This window comes from Streptomyces sp. NBC_00258 (assembly GCF_036182465.1).
In the GTDB taxonomy this organism is placed as follows: domain Bacteria; phylum Actinomycetota; class Actinomycetes; order Streptomycetales; family Streptomycetaceae; genus Streptomyces.
In genome coordinates this window covers 11760966-11779372 of record NZ_CP108081.1, presented here as the reverse complement: position 1 = coordinate 11779372, position 18407 = coordinate 11760966, and the positions used below count along the sequence as shown (strand labels likewise).

The window sequence follows — 18407 nt, the reverse complement described above, 5'->3', positions numbered from 1 at the left end:
GGGGCAGAAGCACTAGCGTCTGTTCCTGGGTCCCCGAGGGCACCTTGTTCGTTGGGGACCACTGGAACTGTTGTCGGCTTCCCCGGGCCCGACTTCGGCGGCATCCGGTCAGGGCAGGGTGCAGTCGAGGGTGAAGGCTGCGACTGGGACCCCTTTGAGGTCTCGCTGTATCTGGGCCTGTTGTTGCTGGTGGCGGTCAACGGACTTGAGTGTGTGATGGGTTGCGGGGCACGATCGCCGCTTGGTGGCCGCCCAGCGGTCGCAGTCGAAGTAGCCGGTCAGCAGGATGCCCGCGGTGCGGGAGGTGTGCAGGTAGCGGTCGACGAGCTGGTGCTCCAGAGCCGTAGGCAGGCTGTTGTTCCAGCAGCCTTTGCACTCGATCACCAGCTTGACGGGATCGTGTCCGCTGTCCGGCGGAGCGGGGACCTCGATCTGGATGTCCGTGCGCCGGCCGGCAAGGCCCGGCCGGTCGAGCTGCACTTCACGGTTGACCACCACGCGGTGGCCACCAATGTCCTGCAGAAGGAACACGGCAAGGATGTCGCTCATATCTTCCTCCCAGCAGGGCCACCAGTCGGCTTGGGCCGCGGAGGCCTCCGATCGGTTCCACAGGGCGATGCTCAGGCCGTTGGGGCGGTCCAGGGCCTGCTGGAAGCGGCCGAGGGCCTCCAGCACGAGCGCCAGGAGGTGCCCTTCGTCCGTGACCCAGCGCCGTTGCTGGGACTGCTCCGCAAGTGCCCGCAGTTGAGGCGGCGTTGTGGGGGTGTGCAGCGACTCCGCGGCTGCCAGGGCAGTGCGCCGGGCTAGGTGGCGCAGACGCCACAGTCCTGTCCGGGTGGCCATCCGGCGCAGCTGGTGGGCTGCCTGCGGTGTGTTCTTGGCCTCCAGAAGCGGCGGGATGGACCGGATCAGCTCGCCGAAGTGGTCCTCACCGCTCCAGCCGGAGCGCAGGGGCGGGTCCAGTGTCTCTGCCGTCACATGTCGGCCGAGCGAGAGGTACAGCTCGGCGAGGGCTTCCTCGTTCAGGCTAGCCAGCTGGTGTGACTGCGTGTAGTGGAGGGCGGGGCGCTGGCTAAGCCGGTCGATGTATGCCTGGGCGAGTGCGTCGTCGGTCAGACGCTGTTGTACGAGCGGCCACAGGCTTGGCAGGGCCGGGCAGTGCAGCAGAATCTGGGCCGCCATGAGCCATCGGTTCAGGATGTCTGGTGTCGCCGCTGGCCCCGACGGGTTGCTCTCAAGGACCGATTGCAGGCGCGAGGGGGCGGACGGGTGCCCGGCGAAGGCCAGGGCGCCGGTGATGCTCTGCCAGTGTTCGAGGTTGCGGTCGGGGTGGTCGGCCCAGTCGCTGAGGGCGTCGAGGACGTCTGGCTGTGCATGGGCTCCGAGAGAGCGGGCCAGGTCATGCGTGGTGACGGGATCGGTATGGGGGTCACGCAGCACCTTGTCGAGCAGCGGGAGCAGTGCCGGGCCGGCGTGTTCGGCGCAGACGGGCATGAAGGCGTCCCGGATCGCTTGGGCAGCAGGGTTGTAGGCGTATGTGGTGGCCAGGGCAAGGCTCCAGCCGGCCCAGCGATCGGGAGGGTTCGGAGGGAGTTCGTCCGGGGTGCCCAGGATGGCGAAAGCGCTGAGCTCCAGCATCCGCACCGGATGGGCGTTCCGGCCGTGGGCCAGCAGCTCAGCTGGGAGGGGCGGCACGGTCGCAAGGACGTGCCGGGCGGCGGCCTTCAGCTCCGCATCGAGGCTGCTGCCCTGGGCCGGGCGGCAGGGGGTGTGATGCGCCGACAGCAGCAGCGGCTCTGCCCACAGGTGAGGGGGCTTGGTTCCATCCTGGGTACATCGCATCTGGTCGATGACGGCGCCCCAGGCGCGCCGGATGGTCTCGGGGCCGGCGGTATGGACGGCGCCCAGTGCTTCGCGCAGACGCGCCTCACTGTAGGTGCGGCTGTCGTCGGGAGCGGTGTCGATGTGCTGCTGGGGGTGCGGGTCGGGATCGGGGTCTTGGTCCCATCTCGCAGTGATCTCTCGGAGGGCGGGATGGGCGGAGCGTGCTGCTTCGGCCCGGGCCTGCAGCTCGGGGTCCGCCGGCGGGGCGATGGATACGACGAGCCGGGCGAGTACGGGTGGCACGTCGGCGAGTTCGTCCCAGTGCTCCATCCAGTAGAACGCGTCGTCATACGTGGTCAGGCAGCCGTGCGGGACGGCAACCAGGATGCCAATGAACTGATCTTCGCTGGTGTGAGTGAGCAGGTGATGCGTCACGGCGCGGCGCAGACCGTGCTGCGCGCGCAGGGCGTCGCCCAGGGCTTGTTGCTCGGTGCGGCCTTCGAGGCTGTGCAGGACAGCGCTGTGGTTGGCCAGCGCGATGAGGGCCTCGCCGATGACGGCCTGAGGATGAGACAGACCGGGAAGGCCGTGGGTGCCGGCCAGGGTGACCGCGCGGCCGATCAGGTTGGCGGCCAGGACGATGCTGCGTCCGGGCAGCGGCTCTTGCAGCGTGTCGCGGGCCCACAGCAGGGCCTGAGCGGTCTGGGCGGCGGTCAGTTGATCCGGTATCTGCGAGCGCAGAATCCACGCGTGGCCGTAGTAGTCGGGGGCCGGATCGCGCAGGGAGTCGAGCAGCTCGCGCAGGGTCAGGTGGGCAGGCCACAGCCGGTCGAGCGCGGCCGCGACGACTTCCGGGGAGGGGTCATGGGCGGCCAGTTGTCTGATCCGGTCCACTGTCCGGGCATCCGAGGGACGGAAGCCGGCGACGGCCTGCAGGGCAAGGACGCGTCGTTCCTGAGACAGGCTGGCGGTCTCGGCGGCCTTGAGCAGGGCGTCGGTCAGCTCCGAGCGGCGGCAGCGTCGGGCTATGTGCAGCGCGATGGCCGTAGCGAGTCCGTCCGCGTCTGGTCGCAGGCGGGGAAGGAGCTGCTGGGGCAGTCCAGGGTGGTCAAGGCGGTGCAGGTTGGTGTTATCGAAATCGAGGGTGTCGTCTCGTTGCGCCAGGCTGAAGAGGGCTTCGACGACCCGGGCCCGGTCGGTGGCGGGCCGTGCGGGCAGGTCGGCCAGTAGCAGCACCAGCGGATCCTCACGCAACAGGTCTTCGAAGAGGGTGCTGTCGCTGCCGCTGCGCCAGGCGGCCACTTCACGGTGGGCAGGGTAGATGTGCCGGGCCGCGCCGTCTCCGACCCACAGCAGGCCGGCTTGAGCGCGCGGGTCGACCTGGTGGGCCCTCAGATAGTGAGCGGCCAGGAATTCCTGGTAGCTACGGTGTGTGAAGGTCCACCGCAACAGGCCCACAGGCTCGAACAGATGGGACTCGGTCAGCTGGCGCAGTTCGTCGGTCGTGCACGGGACCTCGCTGCCTTGCAGGCCGGGCTCCTGCCCGCCCTCCAGCTCGGCCAGGGTGATCTCCCCGCTGCCGGAGAGCAGCTGGGCATCATCGCTCAGCACGTTCTGGGCACAGAACTGCATCGTCGCCGCCACGCGGGCGGCAACCGGCAGCAGGCGTTGGCCTGTGGGCTGGGCCCGCAGTTCACGGATGTCGGTCGGACGCCTGCTCTCGGAACACAGCAGCAGGCAGGCTTGCTCGTAGGCATCGGCCGCCGTAGCAGGCAACGTCCCGTGAACGCGGTGGTACTCGAGCAGCTGCAGAAGTGTGACCGGGGCCATGGCCAACTGCGTCAGACCGCGTTCACGCAGCACCGCGGTGAAGACTTCGGCATCCAGACCGTAGTTCTCGGCGGCAACGGCAACGTCGCTGGCGCTGAGAGGAGTCAGGATCAAGTGCTGCACCTGAAGTTGCTGTGGCCAGTGCCGCGTGAGCGTGTCCTGCAGGATGTCGGGCCAGCGCCCTGTACGGCAGCTGAAACGCAGCCGCACGCGGCGTCGCTGGTCGGCAGTGAGCGAGTCGATCCAGTCGGCGATCAGCCCGCCCAGGGCAGGCAGGACATTCAAGCCCTCATCGACACTGTCCAGGAATACCCACCACTCCCCCGCCTCCCGGGCCGCGGCGGCATCAGCCAGTGCCGAACCGACCTGGCGCTCGGTCTGGCACCGCCCCAGGTTCACCCATCGCGCCGCAGCCTGCGCCGCCTCCAGAGACTGGCGCTCCTGCAGGAGCGCCACTGACTTGCCCGCGCCCCGCTCCCCGAACAGCGCCAGCACCGGCACATCCCGCAACTCCTCCAACCGCCGGCCATGGCCGCCCTCCCCCGCAGCAGGCAAACCGGTCCAGCCGCCTCGGAGTGTGGAATCCGCTAGCGGTGCCGTCTTCCTCGCCCAGGGATAGACTACCCCCGGCAATGCTGCTGTCGTCACAGGCACCGAGCGTAGAGGGCAGCGCTGACAGCACCGGTGCAGGAGCCGACCGGCCCGTCACCCAGAGGCCAGCACGTACGACCTGCCGTAGCCCGCGACGCCCTCTCGGCCAGACGGCTTTAGCCAAGTGCGTCTTCGAGAACTCCGCCACGCAACCGGCCGGGCACCTGCCTGGACAGTCCGGGGCCGATGAACCCCCTGCCTGAGCAAGCGTGCCGTCAGGCAGGGCTACAACACCGGTCTCGCGAGGCTGGCCACGGATCACGGCATCAACGTCGAGAGCTGAGCGGCCATCACCAGATGGCTGGGCGAGGAGGCGTGCTGCGGGGGTGCGAGCAGTCACGGCCGGCCAGCACCCGGTGAACAGGCTTCGACCGACTCCCTCAGCCGCGCCCTATAGGCGTTCTCATTACATCTGCGGCAGTCTCACCCAACATGCAGCACCGCAGGTCAAACGGCATGGACAGGTCTGAGAAAGGGTCTCATTACACCTGCGGTACTGCAGGTCACCGACGTACCGTCACCGCAGCATCAGTGAGACCTCACACAGCTGCGGGTCATCGACCCCGAAGGCGCCTACTGGCGGCGCGGCATCGAAGCCGCCACCAGGTGGCTGCGCGAGACCGGCAACAGCGAGTTGCGGGTGCCGTTCACGTACGTCACGCCGGAGGACTGGGGAGCCGCGAGCGCTCATCCGCTGGGGGCCTGGGTGGCAGATCAGCGGCGGTACTACGCGGCCGGGACGCTGGAAGCCTCGCGTGTGACGGAGTTGGAGCGGCTGGGGATGGTGTGGTCGGTGCACGCGTCCGCGTGGGACGCCGGCCTCGAAGTCGCCCGCTCCTACGCGGCCGTCCACGGGCACTTCCTCCCGCCAGCCAACGCCGTGTGGGGCAGCGGCGGTGTCGGGGGCGGTGCCGGTTCGATGGCTATCGGGGTGTGGGCCAAGAACCAGCGTGCAGCGGCCCGGAAGACGCTGGAAAACGCCGCACGGCGTGAGGCCGGGGAAACGGGCGTTCCCTATGCCGGGGAGCTGTCGACGAGTCGTCAGGAGGCTCTGGCAGAGATTGATCCCGGATGGTGCCCGGCGTGGGAGATCGGATGGCAGCGCAACTACCGACTCGCGCTCGCCCACGTGAAGGCCGGAGGCAGTCTCCCGGCGGGGGCGGGCGAGCTGGTCGTGCAGGGCGAGGACCTGGGGGTGTGGATCGCTGGACAGCGGGTGGGGTGGGACAGGCTTATGCCCGCGCAGCAGTACCTGCTGGAGACGCTCGGCATCGAGCCTGCGGCTGAGGGCGAGGCGGTCGGGCCGGTGCGACGGTCGCAGGATGAACGGTGGAACACCAACCTCGCTGCCGCCCGCCAGTTCCACGCACGCGAAGGGCACCTGCGGCCCGCTCGCAAGCACGTCGAACTGATCGACGTGAGCGGTGGTGGGGAGGGCGAGCAGGAGGCCGTGAAGCTTGGGGCATGGCTCGACAACACCCGCAAGAGGGCGGCGAAGTTGAGTGCGGAGCGGCGTGCGCAGTTGGCCGGCCTCGGTCTGGAGTGGGCGGCGCGGAAGGGGAACGCGTGATGTGGAGTACCGAAGATGTGGCCCGGGCTACGGTTCGGCGCCAGGGCGAGGGACTGAGCGTGGCGCAGGTCGCGGACAAGGTCACGGAAGCGGAACGGCGTGAGCAGGAGACCCGGCAGCAGCTGAACTTCCCCGGTGACCATGGTCCGTACGACGGTGACCCGGAGGACCTCGCGGAGCAGTGGGTGGCGCGGCATGCCGAATGGCGTCGCATCGCCGCTCTGATGGACGCTCAGGGCTGGCCGGTCTACAGCCCGGAGCAGGACGTGCAGGGCAGTACGTGGGCGCGGGAGCGCGACACACAGCGCGAGGGTGCCCTCGCCCGACGTGCCGCATGGCAGATGGAGCGGCAGGACGCGCGCGATGAGCTGAAGGCGCAGGTGTGGCTGTCTGCCGATGTGAGCCGCCGGCTACGCGCGATTGCTGCCCGCACCGGCCTTGAGCCGGAGCAGGTTCTTGCCCAGCTCGCCGACCGGGTCCGCATGGACGACGATGGCGCCCTGGCGGTCGACGCCTTCACCCCACACTGACCGGGCACCTTTCACATGAGGACGATGTCCCACACCTGGGGTTCAGGGTGCGGGACATCGTCTGTCGGCTGTTGCGGCCCAGAAGTTTCAAAGCGGGAGCTTCTGCCGGCGCGCTGAAGCTTTCCGGGGAGCAGCCTCTCGAGTGATCCGCTGTACTCGGCGGAGCGCAGCCATGGTTTCGTTCTGGGCGGTGCGGTAGACACGCAGGGCGCCGACGGGCAGGGCGAGGGCCACGGCCGCGAGCAGGTAGGCAAAGACCCAGGACCACAGAGCGACCTTCTGAGGAAGCATGGTGGAGGGGTCTGCGGGATCGATCAAGACGGTGGTCTTTTGCCCTTCTTCTGACTCAAGCCCCACCTCGCGCTGCCGGTAGCTGTGCCCCGAAATCGTCCACGTATAGGTGCACTTATATGTCGGTGTGTCGATGCCGTGGTCACCAGGGGAGGCATCTGGCTGCTTTGTGCAGTCGGTAACGGACGCTGTCGCCTCTGAGCGGTGTTCCAGATAGTTCTGGTGGCTCCGGATCCCCGTGCTCAGCAGGTACAGGGGAACCGTGCAGGCTGCGATGATCAGGAGACACGACGCGAGGCCGTAGCTGGCAGCGTTCGAGGAAGTACCGAGGCGCTTGAGGGCCTTGTGCCGCAGCCCGTCCGTGATCGCGGCCACCAACACAGAGCTGCCGGCAGCCAGCCAGCCGCGAGTTGGCCAGGGCGTTGCGTTGTCCGCCAGCGTTGCCCCGACAAGGGCTGCCCCGATGGCGACTACACACGTCAGCGTGCACAACACCAGGATTGCCCCGCTCCCCCGCACCACAAGAAGGTCCAGCTTCGCCGGTGGTGGCGGAGCAGTTGTCGCCTGCTGCGCAATGAGGATTGCCTCAGCGACGACCGCTTCCTCCTCCAGGCGGCGCACCTGCTCCAGCAGACTCTCTACCTTCGCCGCAAGTTCGGCGGACTCTGCCCGGGCCGCCTGCAACTCCTGACGAAGGCGCTCCGCCTCATCCTCGGCCCGGTTCAGCCATTTGCGCGTCAGCGCCAGGTTCCGAAGGGCTGCCCGCTCCCGGGCCACCGCGGCATCGCGTTTGTCGAGCGCACTCAGCAGCTGCCACACCGGTGGGTTGAGATGTTCCAGCGCCCGCATGTACAGCGCATCCGTCCGCTGGTGTGCCTGGTCATTGCTGCGCGTGCCGCTCTGCCGGTCGCACACCGGATGGACGTTTGCCACGAAGGCCCGCTCGGGTGCCTTCTTTCCGGCCAGGAACTTCGACAAGTCGGGTGTGCTCACCCCCAGTGCCTTTGCCGCGTCACTGTCGGTAGGGAACACGCTGTCGATCAGCTTCCGCAGATGCAGCACCCAGTCGGTGATCTCCGGTGGCAGATTCTCCCGATCGAGCGCGCTACGAGGACGACCTGCCTGCCGTCCGGCTCTGCTGGCACGTCCGGGCCTGCTGTCCATCACCACCGTGCCCACCTCACTTCCCGGCTCCTGGTTTATGGAAAAAGTCCCGCTCACAGGCTTCTTGCGCTTGGAGCAACAATTTGTCGTCCCCAAATCTGGAATAGCGGCCCGGCAGCACTGCCCGGGGCCGTGTCGCTTGGTGCTGTCCGTGGCCTGGACAACGCAGCGAGCGCCTCAGAGTCCCGCTTTCGTTCGTGCATGCTCGTTTTGGCATGCACCGCAAGGAGTCCCCTGCCATGTCCACGCTCGCCCTGCTGATCGTTCTGCTTCTGGTTCTGGTCGGTCTCCTGACGGCCGGAGGCCTTGCCTACGTCGTCCACCGCCACCCAGCTCTGGCCCAGCCACTCACAGTGGGGCTGTCCGGGCTCGCTCTTTTGGGAGCCCTCGTCGCCGTCATCACGGCCCGCTGACCGGATGGCACGGCGATCCTTGCCCGCATCACCCGCACAGAACCTCACCGCACGCAGACCGCGCCTACGGCTTCCGCTGCCTCTCCGCCCGCTCCCGGTGCGCCGTGAAGGGAAGGGGCCAGCCGGGTCCCAGGCCGGCGTTGCGGGCTCGGACGATTGCCGCGGCGCGGTCGTTGACCTGGAGTTTGGAGAAGCCTGGAAGTGCAGGTCAGGCGGCTCGCTTCGGGTGGTTTCGTCTGGAGGGATGGGACGTTCGGAGCTCCCGCCTTTGGTCCTGGTGTGTGGCGCCGGTTCGGGGGTATCCGGGGTCGTTAACCGGGTTGCTCAGGACGAGGGTGGCGGTGTGGCTCAGCGATGAACGCAGACGAATACGAGTCGCTGGTCAGCCGCCCGATCCTGTCCGCTGTAGCCCTGGACGGCAGTGAGCCGATCGCTGCGGCCCGGCATTTCGCCCGTGGATTCATGACCAAGTTGCAGGCCGTTCACGGGGTCCCGGTGTCGGAGCGGGCGATGGGCCTGGTGCAGCTGGTCGTCAGCGAGCTGGTGACCAACACCTACAAACACGCGCCCGGGCCGTGTCTGCTGGACCTGGAGGTGGTCGACGGCGCCGTGGAGATCAGCGTGTGGGACACCGATGCGGCGCTGCCGGCGGCCTGTCCTGCTGATCCGGGACGGGTCGGGCAGCATGGCCTGGAGATCGCGATGGCGGTGTGCCGCAGTTTCGAGGTGCGGCGCGAGCCGGTGGGCAAGCGGGTGAAGGCCGCGGTCGTGCTGGCCGACGATCCCGGCGGGCATCCGGCAGGCCGCCTGATATGACGGGCACCACAGCCCACCGGAAAAAATCCGGACTTCGTGGGCCTCTTGTGGCACTGCTGATGAGCAGTGCCACAAGGGGTAGCGCCGAGGTGAGCCTAGAGGCCGCCAGAAGTTGACCTTGGTCCCGGCCTGCTGGCGGCGGTCGCCCCCATCCGGCTGAAGGTCATTGGTAGTGGTACTCGTGCCCGGTTGCACGAACCTGAGTTGAGCCGGGTCACCCCGGCGTCAAAGTCCCGCCCGTGCCGGGGTGGTGGCGCTAGCGCAGGAAGAGGCACACCTCGTTGGTCCAGCCGCGGAGGCCGTCGCTGTCGATGCGGATTTCCCTCCATCCGTCGTAGCTGGCTACTTGGCCGCACATCGGTTGGTAGCGGGTGCCGGTGACCATGCAGCCTTCCGTGGTCACCATCGTGTTCGCTGCCATGAGGGTGATCAGCCCGGTATGGCCGCCGGGTCCTCGACGCAGGTCGGTCAGTTCGGTGGGGTGGGTGCGCAGGGGTTTGCCTGCGCAGTCCGGCGCGCGGGAGGCGGTGTGGGCGGGGGTGGTGACGAAGCAGGCGGCGCCAGCGAGGGCCAGGGCGATTCCGAATCGGACGACCGAGCTGGCGGCTGACCTGTGTCGCCACGCAGAGAAAGCATTCATATACGGAAGGTGACCACCGGTTGCTCGGTGTAAACAGGGGCCGGGCTGCGGCCCGGCCCGAACCGCCGGTGCGCAGGGGCACGGGTCGACGCGCGCGCTGCGGCCGGTACGGGGAGTTCGACCGGCGTGCGCTGCGCGGCTCGGACGCCCGGGCTGCGGTCGTCCTGGTGGGACCCCGGATGGCCGATTGGCGCCACGACGCCTGCGCATCCCCGAAGCGCGGGCGTCGTTGGGGCAGATCCAGCGCACCGCCTCCCCGTCGGTGTGCGTTGTGGGGGCCCGAACCTTGCCCGGTCCCGGGCCCCTACCTGCAACTGCCCCGCACTCGCGGACGGGCGGGTACGGGGCGGCCTGCGCAATGCTCGCCTTATGTGTGGGCGATGCTGCGCACCGAGGGGAGAGATCCCCTGCCGGTCCAGCCCTATACACAGTTCTTGATCGAGTGCACAGGATCCCACTTCACGCCTTGCGTAACGCGGGAGGGCGCGGCGGGCATGCCCCACGGCGGAGCCTGGAAATTTTCCCAGTACAGGACTGGCTTGGTGCCGGTGGTCTGGTTATTCCACCAGCCACCGATGGTCCTGAAGGGGATTTCGTAGTTGTCGCAGTGATACATGGACACGGTGTCACCCTGTAGGCTCTCCCGCTCGTAAGCGCAGAACCATCCGTAGCCGGGCGGGCTTGGGGCACCGCCGGTTGGCCAATGGCAGCCATCTGCCTGGTACTTGACCTTGGCCGCCTGCACGAGTTGCCGGGGGTGCGTCTCCCCGGGCACGGTGACGTTCAGCATCGCCCCGTTCATGTCGATCTGGTTCGGCGAGATCTGCGTCCCTCGCCCGGCCAGCGTGACCAGGTAGTCGTCGACCTTGGCCTGCAACGCCGTCGCCTGCTGGGTCGACAGCCCAGCGGCCCGCGCCTGAGCCGAAAATCCCGTACGGGCCGACGACTCAGTCGCCAGGCCCTGACCAGCTGCTACCAGGAGCAGCCCCATCACCACGACGCTTACGAATGCTCGGGCTCTTAGTTTCAACGCGCTCCCCCTTTGTCAAAGGTCTGGCTGTTCGAGCAGGGTGCGCGACGCAACCGGGCCTGTCGTTACGGATGAGCGCACAGGTCTTGATTCTGCGTGTACTGCTGGCGGTACTGGCTCGGGGAGACGCCGTGGGCGCTGCGGAAGGCCCGGCTGAAGTGCGCGGGGCTGGTGAACCCCCACCGGGTGGCGATCGCGTGGATCGGACGGGCGATCAGCTGGGAGTCGGCGAGGTCGCGTCGGCACTGCTCCAGGCGGCGTTCGCGGATCCAGCCTGCGACGGTGCGCTCTTCCTGCTGGAACAGCTTGTGCAGGTAACGCAGGGAGATGTGGTGCGCGGCAGCGATGGTCTCCGGGGTCAGGTTCGGGTCGCCCAGGTTGTCCCGAATGAAGGCATGGATCTGAACCATCAGCGCGCGCCGCCTGGTGTGAGGCGGCACCGCGCTCTGAGAGTCCAGCGCGTCGGCAAGCACCGTGGTCAGCAAGTCGAGGGTCAGCGTGGACAGGCGGGCGGTGTCGGCCGGGCTGAGTTCGTCCATACGCTGGGCGAGGTGCAGCAGGAACTGGGACGAGAGCGCTCCGATGCCCTGCGTGCCGGGGATGCGAACGGCGCTCAGCCGCCGTAGATCCCGGTCGGGCAACGGCAGCAGCGAGCGCGGGAAGCGCAGGAGCAGCAGCTGGCTCGTAGGTATGTGCGGCGCGTGCTTGCCCAGGAAGGGACGTGAGGTGTCGAACAGCATCAAGTCGCCGACCCCCAGATCCGCGTGCTGGCCGTCCTGCGTCACCGTGGCGCCGCCACGCACGATGCAGCCCACCTTGAGCACTTCGGGATCGGCCTGGCGGATGAGCTTGGGCGAGCGGTGGACCGTGTGCGGCATCGTGGTCAACAGCGTCGCCTGCATCGCACCGAAATCGCTGATGCCGACCTGGGCCTTGAATCCGTTCTCCAGCTGCGGGTCGCAGCGTAAGTCGTAGGGCACCCAGAGCTTCGTGCTCACCTCGCGCCAGAACGCGAACCGCTCTCCCGCCGCGACCTCGGCAGTGCTGACCACGTCCATGAGCCCAGTGTTGTCGCGACAGGGTCGGGTCAGCATCACCCGAACAAGCCGAACACACCCCGCCACCGGGGCCGCACTCGTTCCTCCCGGAACTGACGGCCCAGACCTGAACCGGGCTCATGGCAGGGCCCACGATGGAAGCGGCGTGGAACACCAACCTTGCTGCGGCCCGCCAGTTCCACACCCGCGGAGGACACCTGCGGCCCACCCGCAAGCACGTCGAAATGATCAACGTGGGCGGTGGGGGGAGGGTGATCAGGAGGCCGTGAAGCTTGGGGCATGGCTCGACAACACCCGCAAGAGGGCCGCGAAGTTGAGTGCGAAGCGTCGTGCGCAGTTGGCCGGCCTCGGTCTGGAGTGGGCGGCACAGGAGGGGAGCGCGTGATGTGGAGTGCTGAGGATGTGGTCCGGGCTTCGGTCCGGCGGCAGAGCGAGGGTCTGAGCGTGGCGCAGGTCGCGGACAAGGTCGCGGAAGCACAGCGGCGGGAACGGGAGACCCGACACCAGCTGAACTCCCCTGCCGTCGACCGTGGCCCGTACGACAGTGACCCGGAGGACCTCGCGGAGCAGTGGGTGGCGCGGCATGCCGAGTGGCGTCGCGTCGCCGATTTGATGGACGCTCAGGGCTGGCCGGTCTACAGCCCGGAGCAGGACGTCCAGGGCAGCGCGTGGGCGCGGGAGCGCGACGCACAGCGCGAGGGCGCCCTCGCGCGACGTGCCGAGTGGCAGATGGAGCAGCAGGACGCGCGCGATGAGCTGAAAGCTCAGGTGTGGCTGTCTGCCGATGTGAGCCGCCGACTGCGCGCGATCGCCGCCCGCACCGGCCTTGAGCCGGAGCAGGTCCTTGCCCAACTCGCCGACCGGGTCCGCATGAACGACGACGGCGTCCTGGCGGTCGACGCTTTCACCCTGCACTGACCAGGCTGCCCGTGGCTATGTGCGTCGTTTTGACGCGAGATGCGGAGTCGCGCCTTCGCCCGTATTTTTCGGAAGTTTTTTGTTCGGACAGGTAGTCCGAACGCGAACAATGCAGAGCCGCTACACCTGGTGCGGACGATCCAGCTGACTCTTCGCATGGGTCAGCCAACTTCAAGGGGGAGTACGAATGGTTCGCACGAAACTGGCCGCCGTCGCCACGGCTGGCACATTGGCCATCGGTAGTCTGATCGCCGGTGCCGGTACAGCATCTGCCAGTCACCACGGCATGCCTGATGCGGCGAAGCCCGCTTCGTCCGGCGACTGCCTGTACGTCCTCAACACCAGCGGGTATCGGACCACAGCAGCAAGGGCCGAAGCCTGCAACACCGGTGCATCAGACGTGTGGGGAGCCGTCATCTTCTGCACGATCGGGCTGCAGGAAACCGGCGTGCGCAGTTACGTCGCGGGGGTGGCATGCAACGCCGCCCAAGATTGATTGCTGTGTGACAGGGCTTCCAAGACTCCGGATGGACGACGACGGCGCCCTGGCGGTCGGCGCCTTCATCCCACGCTGACCGGCTGCCCCGCACGCGCGAGCTGGCGCGTGCGGGGCAGCGTCGGCGCTGCTTAAGGCTACGGCCTTTTGGGGCAGCCTCCGCTGCAGAGGGTGGTGAACTCTCCGGCTCCGGTGGGGAGCTGGGAGGCCTCCCAGGGCAGCGGCTTGGCGGGGGCGGTGCGGCCGGGCTCGGCTGCGGCGGCGCCGGATACGAAGCCCATGGTGAGTGCTACAGCGGCCAGCAGGCCAGCGGACAGGCGAGCAACAGTGCGCATGAGGCTTTTCCCCTGGCTTGGCGTCGGGCGGTCTGGTCAGGCCGCCGTTACGCCATCCTCGCTTTCCGGTCGGGCTCACCACCATCACATCGGCGGTGGTCGAAAGTGGCAGACGGGGTGTGGGCGGCAGTCGTCTGGGTAGTCGGGCTGTGCCTGCTCGGGGAAGGGCCGCCACGCCTGGGGAGGTTGAAGCGGCCCTTCTCCCTCCTTGTCGTCCGGCTGCTTTGCAGAGCCGGAGATCCGTCCGGTGGTGAGCACTGGGCTTGGGAGTGGTCAGGACTGTTCGGTGAAGCACAGCCAGGCGGGCCGTTGCAGGCCGGCCCGGCCGGTGTAGCCGAGGACTCGGATCGCGTACGCGAGCTGGACGTCCCAGCCGGCCTGCTGCTCCGGGGAGATGCCCGCCGCACCACAGTGTCCGCCGGACTCGACCTGCTGGCTGTAGGCGACCAGGAAGACCTCTTCACCGACGCAGGAGCCGCCGACCGCAGAGTGCACGTCGGGGCACCGGTCCTTGACCGTGAGCAGGACTTCGTCGATCCGTTCGGTCTCCTGGCTGGCGGAGCCGACGTGAACGCCGTAGGCGAAGAAGGCGGTGTTCGTGTCCACGTGAGACCTTTCGTCGCGGGGCCGGACTGACTCGGTTGCCGAGGGTGTTGCGTTGCGTAACGTAGTCCGGCCCCCACGATTCCGTGGGGGCCGGACGAAGGGCTTGCGAGATCAGCCGCTGACCACGCGGCTGTGCTGGCTGCCGGGCTCGGTCGGGAGCTTCTCGGCGATCTGCTGCTCCGCCGCAGCCTGGTTGGTGTCCACCGCGAATCGGCTGTACGTCTCGCCGGTCGGCTCGTACTCGACCTTCACCTGGTACGCCTGCTGATCAGCCATTCCTCTTCCTCCTTCATGCCTGCGGGAGTGTCCTTCCGTCTTGCGATACCTCCATCATTAGGCCTACGTGTAGGCCTGTCAATAGGCCTAGATGTAGATCTTTCTGTAGGGCTACGCGTTGCACTACAGTGTGGGTATGGCAAGAGACCACACGCCCTCACCCGAAGCCGCCGACACGTTCGCCCGCTACAAGGCCCACTATGAGGGCGAGCGCGAGCTGAAGCCCGAAATGCTGGAGTTCGCCGACCGTGAACTGAAGGCCGGAGCAACCGTCGGCCAACTCGCCGCCTGGACCGGACTCACACCTGAGGTGTTCCGCCGCCGTGCTCGCGCACTCGGGGTCGAACGGAAGAGGCCCCCGACCGTGGGCAGGCTTGCGGGGCCAACCGACCAGCACAACTAGCGCCACGTCCCTGCGCATCCCCGAAGCGCGGGCGTCGTTGGGCAGATCCAGCGCACCGCCTCCGCGTCGGTGTGCGTTGTGGGGGCCCGAAGCCTGCCCGGTCCCGGGCCCCCTACCTGGCAACTGCCCCGCACTCACGGACGGGCGGGTGCGGGGCAGCCTGCGCAATGCCGCCTGACGGCGCGAGACCGGCCGCGCTCAACGACCGGTCTCCACTGGCTTTCTGCCGGGCGTCCCGCCGAACCCGCCGACTGTCATCACCCACACGAGCGACACCGAGCCATGACCCGAGGGGACGCTTCGGTCGGCGGCCGGGTACGTTCGCCGTGGGTCCGTGCCGGACGGAACCGGCACGGGCCCAACCTCCTGCTGTCCCAGGCGCCAGCTCTTTGAGCGCGGCCCGTCTGCGCGTTTCTTCGGGTCCTGTCGGTCGTTGAAGCCCATGGTCAACGAAGTGCACACAGAGGGACCCCGGGATGTCATGGCAGGCACCGGGGGCTCGTGCTGTACCAGGACATCGCCTCGTGGCCTGCCACGCGGACGAGGTGAGGATGTGCCGGCGGCCGGGCTACTGCTTGGGGCGCCCGAAGAAAGCCTGGCGCAGCGTCATGGGTTGCTGCTGGAGGTCGGTGCGGCAGGTGGGGCAGTGGCGGCCGTCTTGTGGTGGCGCGTTGTCGTAGAGGATGCCTGGCTGGCCGGTGATCGGGAGTCCGCAGCGTTCGCACGGATCCGGTTCGGGCTCGGGTGCGAGAGCAGGTTCCTGTGTCCAGCGTTCACGCTGGACACCCCAGGCCTGCTGTTGTTCTACACGTTCCGCGCCGCGTTGTCGGCGGCGTGTTTCTTCACGTAGCGCCCATGCGTCGTGGTCTTTGGGGTTGGCGAGGGCGTCGGGGAGGGTCTCGAACTGGCCATGCCCGCAGCGCCTCCACACCGCTGCGTGCGGGCCGTCGGCCTGGAGGCGGTCGAGCGTGGTGAACAGGACGGGGATCGCGTCCGCGTAGTCGTAGTAGCCGTCCCGCTCCTCGCCCACCCCGTAAGTGCCGTGCCACCGGTAGGTGCCCGACCACACGTCCCTGCTCTGCTGGAGGACGGTGTTCATCCGGTTCTTCAGCCCTTCCGGGCCCATGCGGGTGCCGGGGTTGAACACCACGGCGACGGGCGGGTGGCCGTCCCGCCCGGTCGCCGCGTACCGGGAGCGCCACACCGGGAGCTCGAGGCCCTGCGTGGTCCTGGTCTTGAGGCGGAAGTAGGTGCGGTACTTCTCGAACTTCGCGGCCAGCCTCTCGGGAGTCTCCGTGCAGTTGTCGACCTCCACGAACAGCACCGGCAGGTCGGCTTCCGGGGCCTGGAGGACCGCATCAGCGCGCACGGCGGTGCGGGTGCCTCTGCTGCTGGGCAGATTCAGCGAGACCTCCGTCGACCAGGAGCCGACCAGGCCGATCCCCCGCAGCCCCACCACGTCTGCTTCCACGGCCACCGGCGGGGAGGGGGAATCGGTCCGCTGCCGGGGCACGGGACTGGTCGGTGTCGCGGGGGTGCGGGTGATCGCGATGATGGTCTCGTTGACCGCCATGGCGTGCGGGGCACCCGAACGGGCCGCGCCCCGCGCGGTGCCGCCCATCTGGTCCGCCGGCCTGCCGAGGGCTTCGGCGGCCGCGTCCAGACCCAACGGTGTCAGCGACCACAGCTTGTTGCCGTCCCGGCTGCTGCCCTCCGAGACCGTAATGCCGTGCCGGGCCAGATCCAACATGGCGTTGCGGAACGCCTAGTTGTCCTTGTGGCCCGGTGCCATCATCCGGTGGATCTGATCGGCGCTCGCCACCTTCAGCACCCCGAGCGCGGCCAGCACGTGCCCGCGCACCGCCGATGTGGATCCGTACGGATACGCCTTCGAACCACCCACCCCAGCCCGCCCCTTCCCTCGCTCACCCCATCGCGGCCCACGGGCGCCGCGGCGGACCAGCCGCGCCGGGCCGCAACCCACACACGCCGCCCCGAACCCTCTGATCACGACGCGCCCACCCTGCCACCTGCCACAGACAATCCATCCCCCAGCAAGCAGGTACAGGCAAGGAGAGAGAAGAGGGTTGTCGGGGTTCGTGGTCGGGGCCGACCACGAGGGCTGACCTGCGCAAAGCATGCGCAGCCTACTACGGGTGCCGGTAGGGGAGTTGGTAGGGGGATCGGTAGGGAGAACGGTAGGGGGATTGGAGGCTTGCCCGACAGCAAGCCTCCTCCGGCCCGGCCGGGGCCCCGCGGTGTGTTTCGGCAACTCGCTGCACCGGGCGGCCGCCCGGCTCCATGCTCTGGACGTGGCACTCTCACTGCGCAGGCGCGAGGCTCCCCGGGGCCGGTACACCCCCAACCTCTGGCCGGTCTGGCTCGTCGCCCCCGCGGCCCTGGTCCTCGCCCTGCTGCTCGGCTGGGGCATCTACCTGTTCGCCCACGACTACTTCGCGCAGGCGGCCGCCGACCAGAAACCGGCCAAGCCGGTCAACGTCAACGACGTCCTCAAAGCCACCGTCACCGCGCTGACCCTGGTCGGTGCCGTCCTCGCCGGCCTCTACGCCTACCGCAAACAACTCCTCTCCGAGGGCGACGCCCACCGCGCCGACGCCAGCCAGCTCGCCGACCGGTACACCACCGCCGCCGAACAACTCGGCCACGACCAGGCTGCCGTACGCCTCGCCGGCGTCTACGCCCTCGCCCGCCTCGCCGACGACTGGGAAGAACAACGCCAAGTCTGCATCGACGTACTGTGCGCCTACCTCCGCATGCCCTACCAACCCGACCCGGCAGAAGCCGGACACAAGGCCGGTGAGCGGGAAGTCCGCTGGACGATCATCCGCGTCATCCGCGACCACCTGCGCAACCCCGTCGCCTCCACCGCCTGGTGCACCTACTCCCTCGACTTCACCGGCGCGACCTTCGACGGCGGCGACCTGTCGCACAGCCACTTCCTCGACACGGTCGACTTCGACGGCGCGGTGTTCTCCGGCGGCACGGTCGACTTCGGCGACGCGAGGTTCTCCGGCGACACAGTCACCTTCTTCGGCGGCGCGGAGTTCTCCGGCGGCACAGTCAACTTCGGCGGCGCGGAGTTCTCCGGCGGCACAGTCATCTTCTTCGGCGCGAGGTTCTCCGGCGGCACGGTCAACTTCGGCGGCGCGACGATCTCCGACGGCACGGTCGACTTCGACCGCGCGACAATCTCCGACGGCACGGTCGACTTCAAACGCGCGACGATCTCCGACGGCTGGGTCAACTTCGACCGCGCGACGTTCTCCGGCGGCACGGTCGACTTCAACCGCGCGAGGTTCTCCGGCGGCACGGTCGACTTCAGCGACGCGAGGTTCTCCGGCGGCACGGTCAACTTCAGCGACGCGGAGTTCTCCGACGGCACGATCGACTTCAACCGCGCGGAGTTCTCCGGCGGCACGATCGACTTCAGCGACGCGACAAACCCCGGCGGCACGGTCGACTTCAGCGACGCGGCGTTCCGCGGAACCGTGTTCTCGTGGGGTCCGTTCCCGGTCCCGGCAGGTGCCTAGGCCGT

General features: G+C 68.3%; 18 protein-coding genes. 8 read left to right on the top strand and 10 right to left on the bottom strand.

Annotated features, from left to right (window positions below):
• Window positions 1-108 precede the first annotated feature (108 nt).
• Window positions 109-4155 carry a hypothetical protein gene (locus tag OG718_RS52340; RefSeq protein ID WP_328842948.1) on the bottom strand — a complete coding sequence of 1349 codons (4047 nt, stop codon included), beginning with the start codon at window positions 4153-4155 and terminating at the stop codon, window positions 109-111.
• 697 nt (window positions 4156-4852) lie between these two features.
• Between OG718_RS52340 and OG718_RS52335 the strand changes: the two genes are divergently transcribed.
• Complete coding sequence (locus OG718_RS52335; RefSeq protein ID WP_328847997.1) at window positions 4853-5875, top strand: helicase associated domain-containing protein; 1023 nt, start codon at window positions 4853-4855, stop codon at window positions 5873-5875.
• On the top strand, window positions 5875-6405 hold the full coding sequence (locus tag OG718_RS52330) for a hypothetical protein (protein WP_328842949.1): 531 nt from the start codon (window positions 5875-5877) through the stop codon (window positions 6403-6405). Before OG718_RS52335 ends, OG718_RS52330 begins: the two co-directional genes overlap by 1 nt.
• 87 nt (window positions 6406-6492) lie before the next feature.
• Here OG718_RS52330 and OG718_RS52325 read toward each other — a convergent pair whose 3' ends face one another.
• Window positions 6493-7875, bottom strand: coding sequence for a hypothetical protein (locus OG718_RS52325; RefSeq protein ID WP_328842950.1), 1383 nt, complete (start codon window positions 7873-7875; stop codon window positions 6493-6495).
• A gap of 224 nt (window positions 7876-8099) precedes the next feature.
• Between OG718_RS52325 and OG718_RS52320 the strand changes: the two genes are divergently transcribed.
• Window positions 8100-8273: a hypothetical protein gene (locus OG718_RS52320; RefSeq protein ID WP_328842951.1), complete on the top strand. Its 174-nt coding sequence runs from the start codon at window positions 8100-8102 to the stop codon at window positions 8271-8273.
• A gap of 354 nt (window positions 8274-8627) precedes the next feature.
• Window positions 8628-9089 (top strand): ATP-binding protein, encoded by a 462-nt coding sequence (locus OG718_RS52315; protein ID WP_328842952.1) that lies wholly within the window; start codon window positions 8628-8630, stop codon window positions 9087-9089.
• A gap of 256 nt (window positions 9090-9345) precedes the next feature.
• Here OG718_RS52315 and OG718_RS52310 read toward each other — a convergent pair whose 3' ends face one another.
• The 3 genes from OG718_RS52310 to OG718_RS52300 all read right to left on the bottom strand — a co-directional run bounded on the left by OG718_RS52310 (window position 9346) and on the right by OG718_RS52300 (window position 11817).
• The gene (locus tag OG718_RS52310) at window positions 9346-9729 is read right to left on the bottom strand and encodes a hypothetical protein (protein ID WP_328842953.1); all 384 of its coding nucleotides are present in this window, start codon (window positions 9727-9729) and stop codon (window positions 9346-9348) included.
• A 421-nt stretch (window positions 9730-10150) separates the two neighbouring features.
• Window positions 10151-10720, bottom strand: coding sequence for a hypothetical protein (locus tag OG718_RS52305; protein ID WP_328842954.1), 570 nt, complete (start codon window positions 10718-10720; stop codon window positions 10151-10153).
• A 104-nt stretch (window positions 10721-10824) separates the two neighbouring features.
• Window positions 10825-11817, bottom strand: a complete 993-nt coding sequence (locus OG718_RS52300; RefSeq protein ID WP_328842955.1) for a helix-turn-helix domain-containing protein — start codon at window positions 11815-11817, stop codon at window positions 10825-10827.
• Window positions 11818-12201: 384 nt separating this feature from the next.
• On the opposite strand from OG718_RS52300, the gene OG718_RS52295 reads away from it, so the two are divergent.
• Both OG718_RS52295 and OG718_RS52290 read left to right on the top strand, forming a co-directional pair.
• Window positions 12202-12735 carry a hypothetical protein gene (locus OG718_RS52295; protein WP_328842956.1) on the top strand — a complete coding sequence of 178 codons (534 nt, stop codon included), beginning with the start codon at window positions 12202-12204 and terminating at the stop codon, window positions 12733-12735.
• 187 nt (window positions 12736-12922) lie between these two features.
• The gene (locus tag OG718_RS52290; RefSeq protein ID WP_328842957.1) at window positions 12923-13231 is read left to right on the top strand and encodes a hypothetical protein; all 309 of its coding nucleotides are present in this window, start codon (window positions 12923-12925) and stop codon (window positions 13229-13231) included.
• A gap of 137 nt (window positions 13232-13368) precedes the next feature.
• Here the strand turns inward: OG718_RS52290 and OG718_RS52285 are convergent, their stop codons facing one another.
• The 3 genes from OG718_RS52285 to OG718_RS52275 all read right to left on the bottom strand — a co-directional run bounded on the left by OG718_RS52285 (window position 13369) and on the right by OG718_RS52275 (window position 14448).
• Window positions 13369-13566 (bottom strand): hypothetical protein, encoded by a 198-nt coding sequence (locus OG718_RS52285; RefSeq protein ID WP_328842958.1) that lies wholly within the window; start codon window positions 13564-13566, stop codon window positions 13369-13371.
• A gap of 273 nt (window positions 13567-13839) precedes the next feature.
• The gene (locus OG718_RS52280) at window positions 13840-14172 is read right to left on the bottom strand and encodes a hypothetical protein (protein ID WP_328842959.1); all 333 of its coding nucleotides are present in this window, start codon (window positions 14170-14172) and stop codon (window positions 13840-13842) included.
• 111 nt (window positions 14173-14283) lie between these two features.
• Window positions 14284-14448 carry a hypothetical protein gene (locus tag OG718_RS52275; RefSeq protein ID WP_328842960.1) on the bottom strand — a complete coding sequence of 55 codons (165 nt, stop codon included), beginning with the start codon at window positions 14446-14448 and terminating at the stop codon, window positions 14284-14286.
• Between the two features lie 136 nt (window positions 14449-14584).
• Here OG718_RS52275 and OG718_RS52270 point away from each other — a divergent pair, with 136 nt between their 5' ends.
• A complete protein-coding gene (locus OG718_RS52270; protein WP_328842961.1) occupies window positions 14585-14851 on the top strand; it encodes a hypothetical protein in 267 nt (88 codons plus the stop codon).
• A 568-nt stretch (window positions 14852-15419) separates the two neighbouring features.
• On the opposite strand, the gene OG718_RS52265 is transcribed toward OG718_RS52270, so the two are convergent.
• Together OG718_RS52265 and OG718_RS52260 are read right to left on the bottom strand one after the other, a co-directional pair.
• On the bottom strand, window positions 15420-16601 hold the full coding sequence (locus OG718_RS52265; protein ID WP_328842962.1) for a replication-relaxation family protein: 1182 nt from the start codon (window positions 16599-16601) through the stop codon (window positions 15420-15422).
• Window positions 16602-16616: 15 nt separating this feature from the next.
• Window positions 16617-16754, bottom strand: coding sequence for a hypothetical protein (locus OG718_RS52260; RefSeq protein ID WP_328842963.1), 138 nt, complete (start codon window positions 16752-16754; stop codon window positions 16617-16619).
• A 409-nt stretch (window positions 16755-17163) separates the two neighbouring features.
• On the opposite strand from OG718_RS52260, the gene OG718_RS52255 reads away from it, so the two are divergent.
• Window positions 17164-18402, top strand: coding sequence for a pentapeptide repeat-containing protein (locus OG718_RS52255; protein WP_328842964.1), 1239 nt, complete (start codon window positions 17164-17166; stop codon window positions 18400-18402).
• Window positions 18403-18407: the final 5 nt, after the last annotated feature.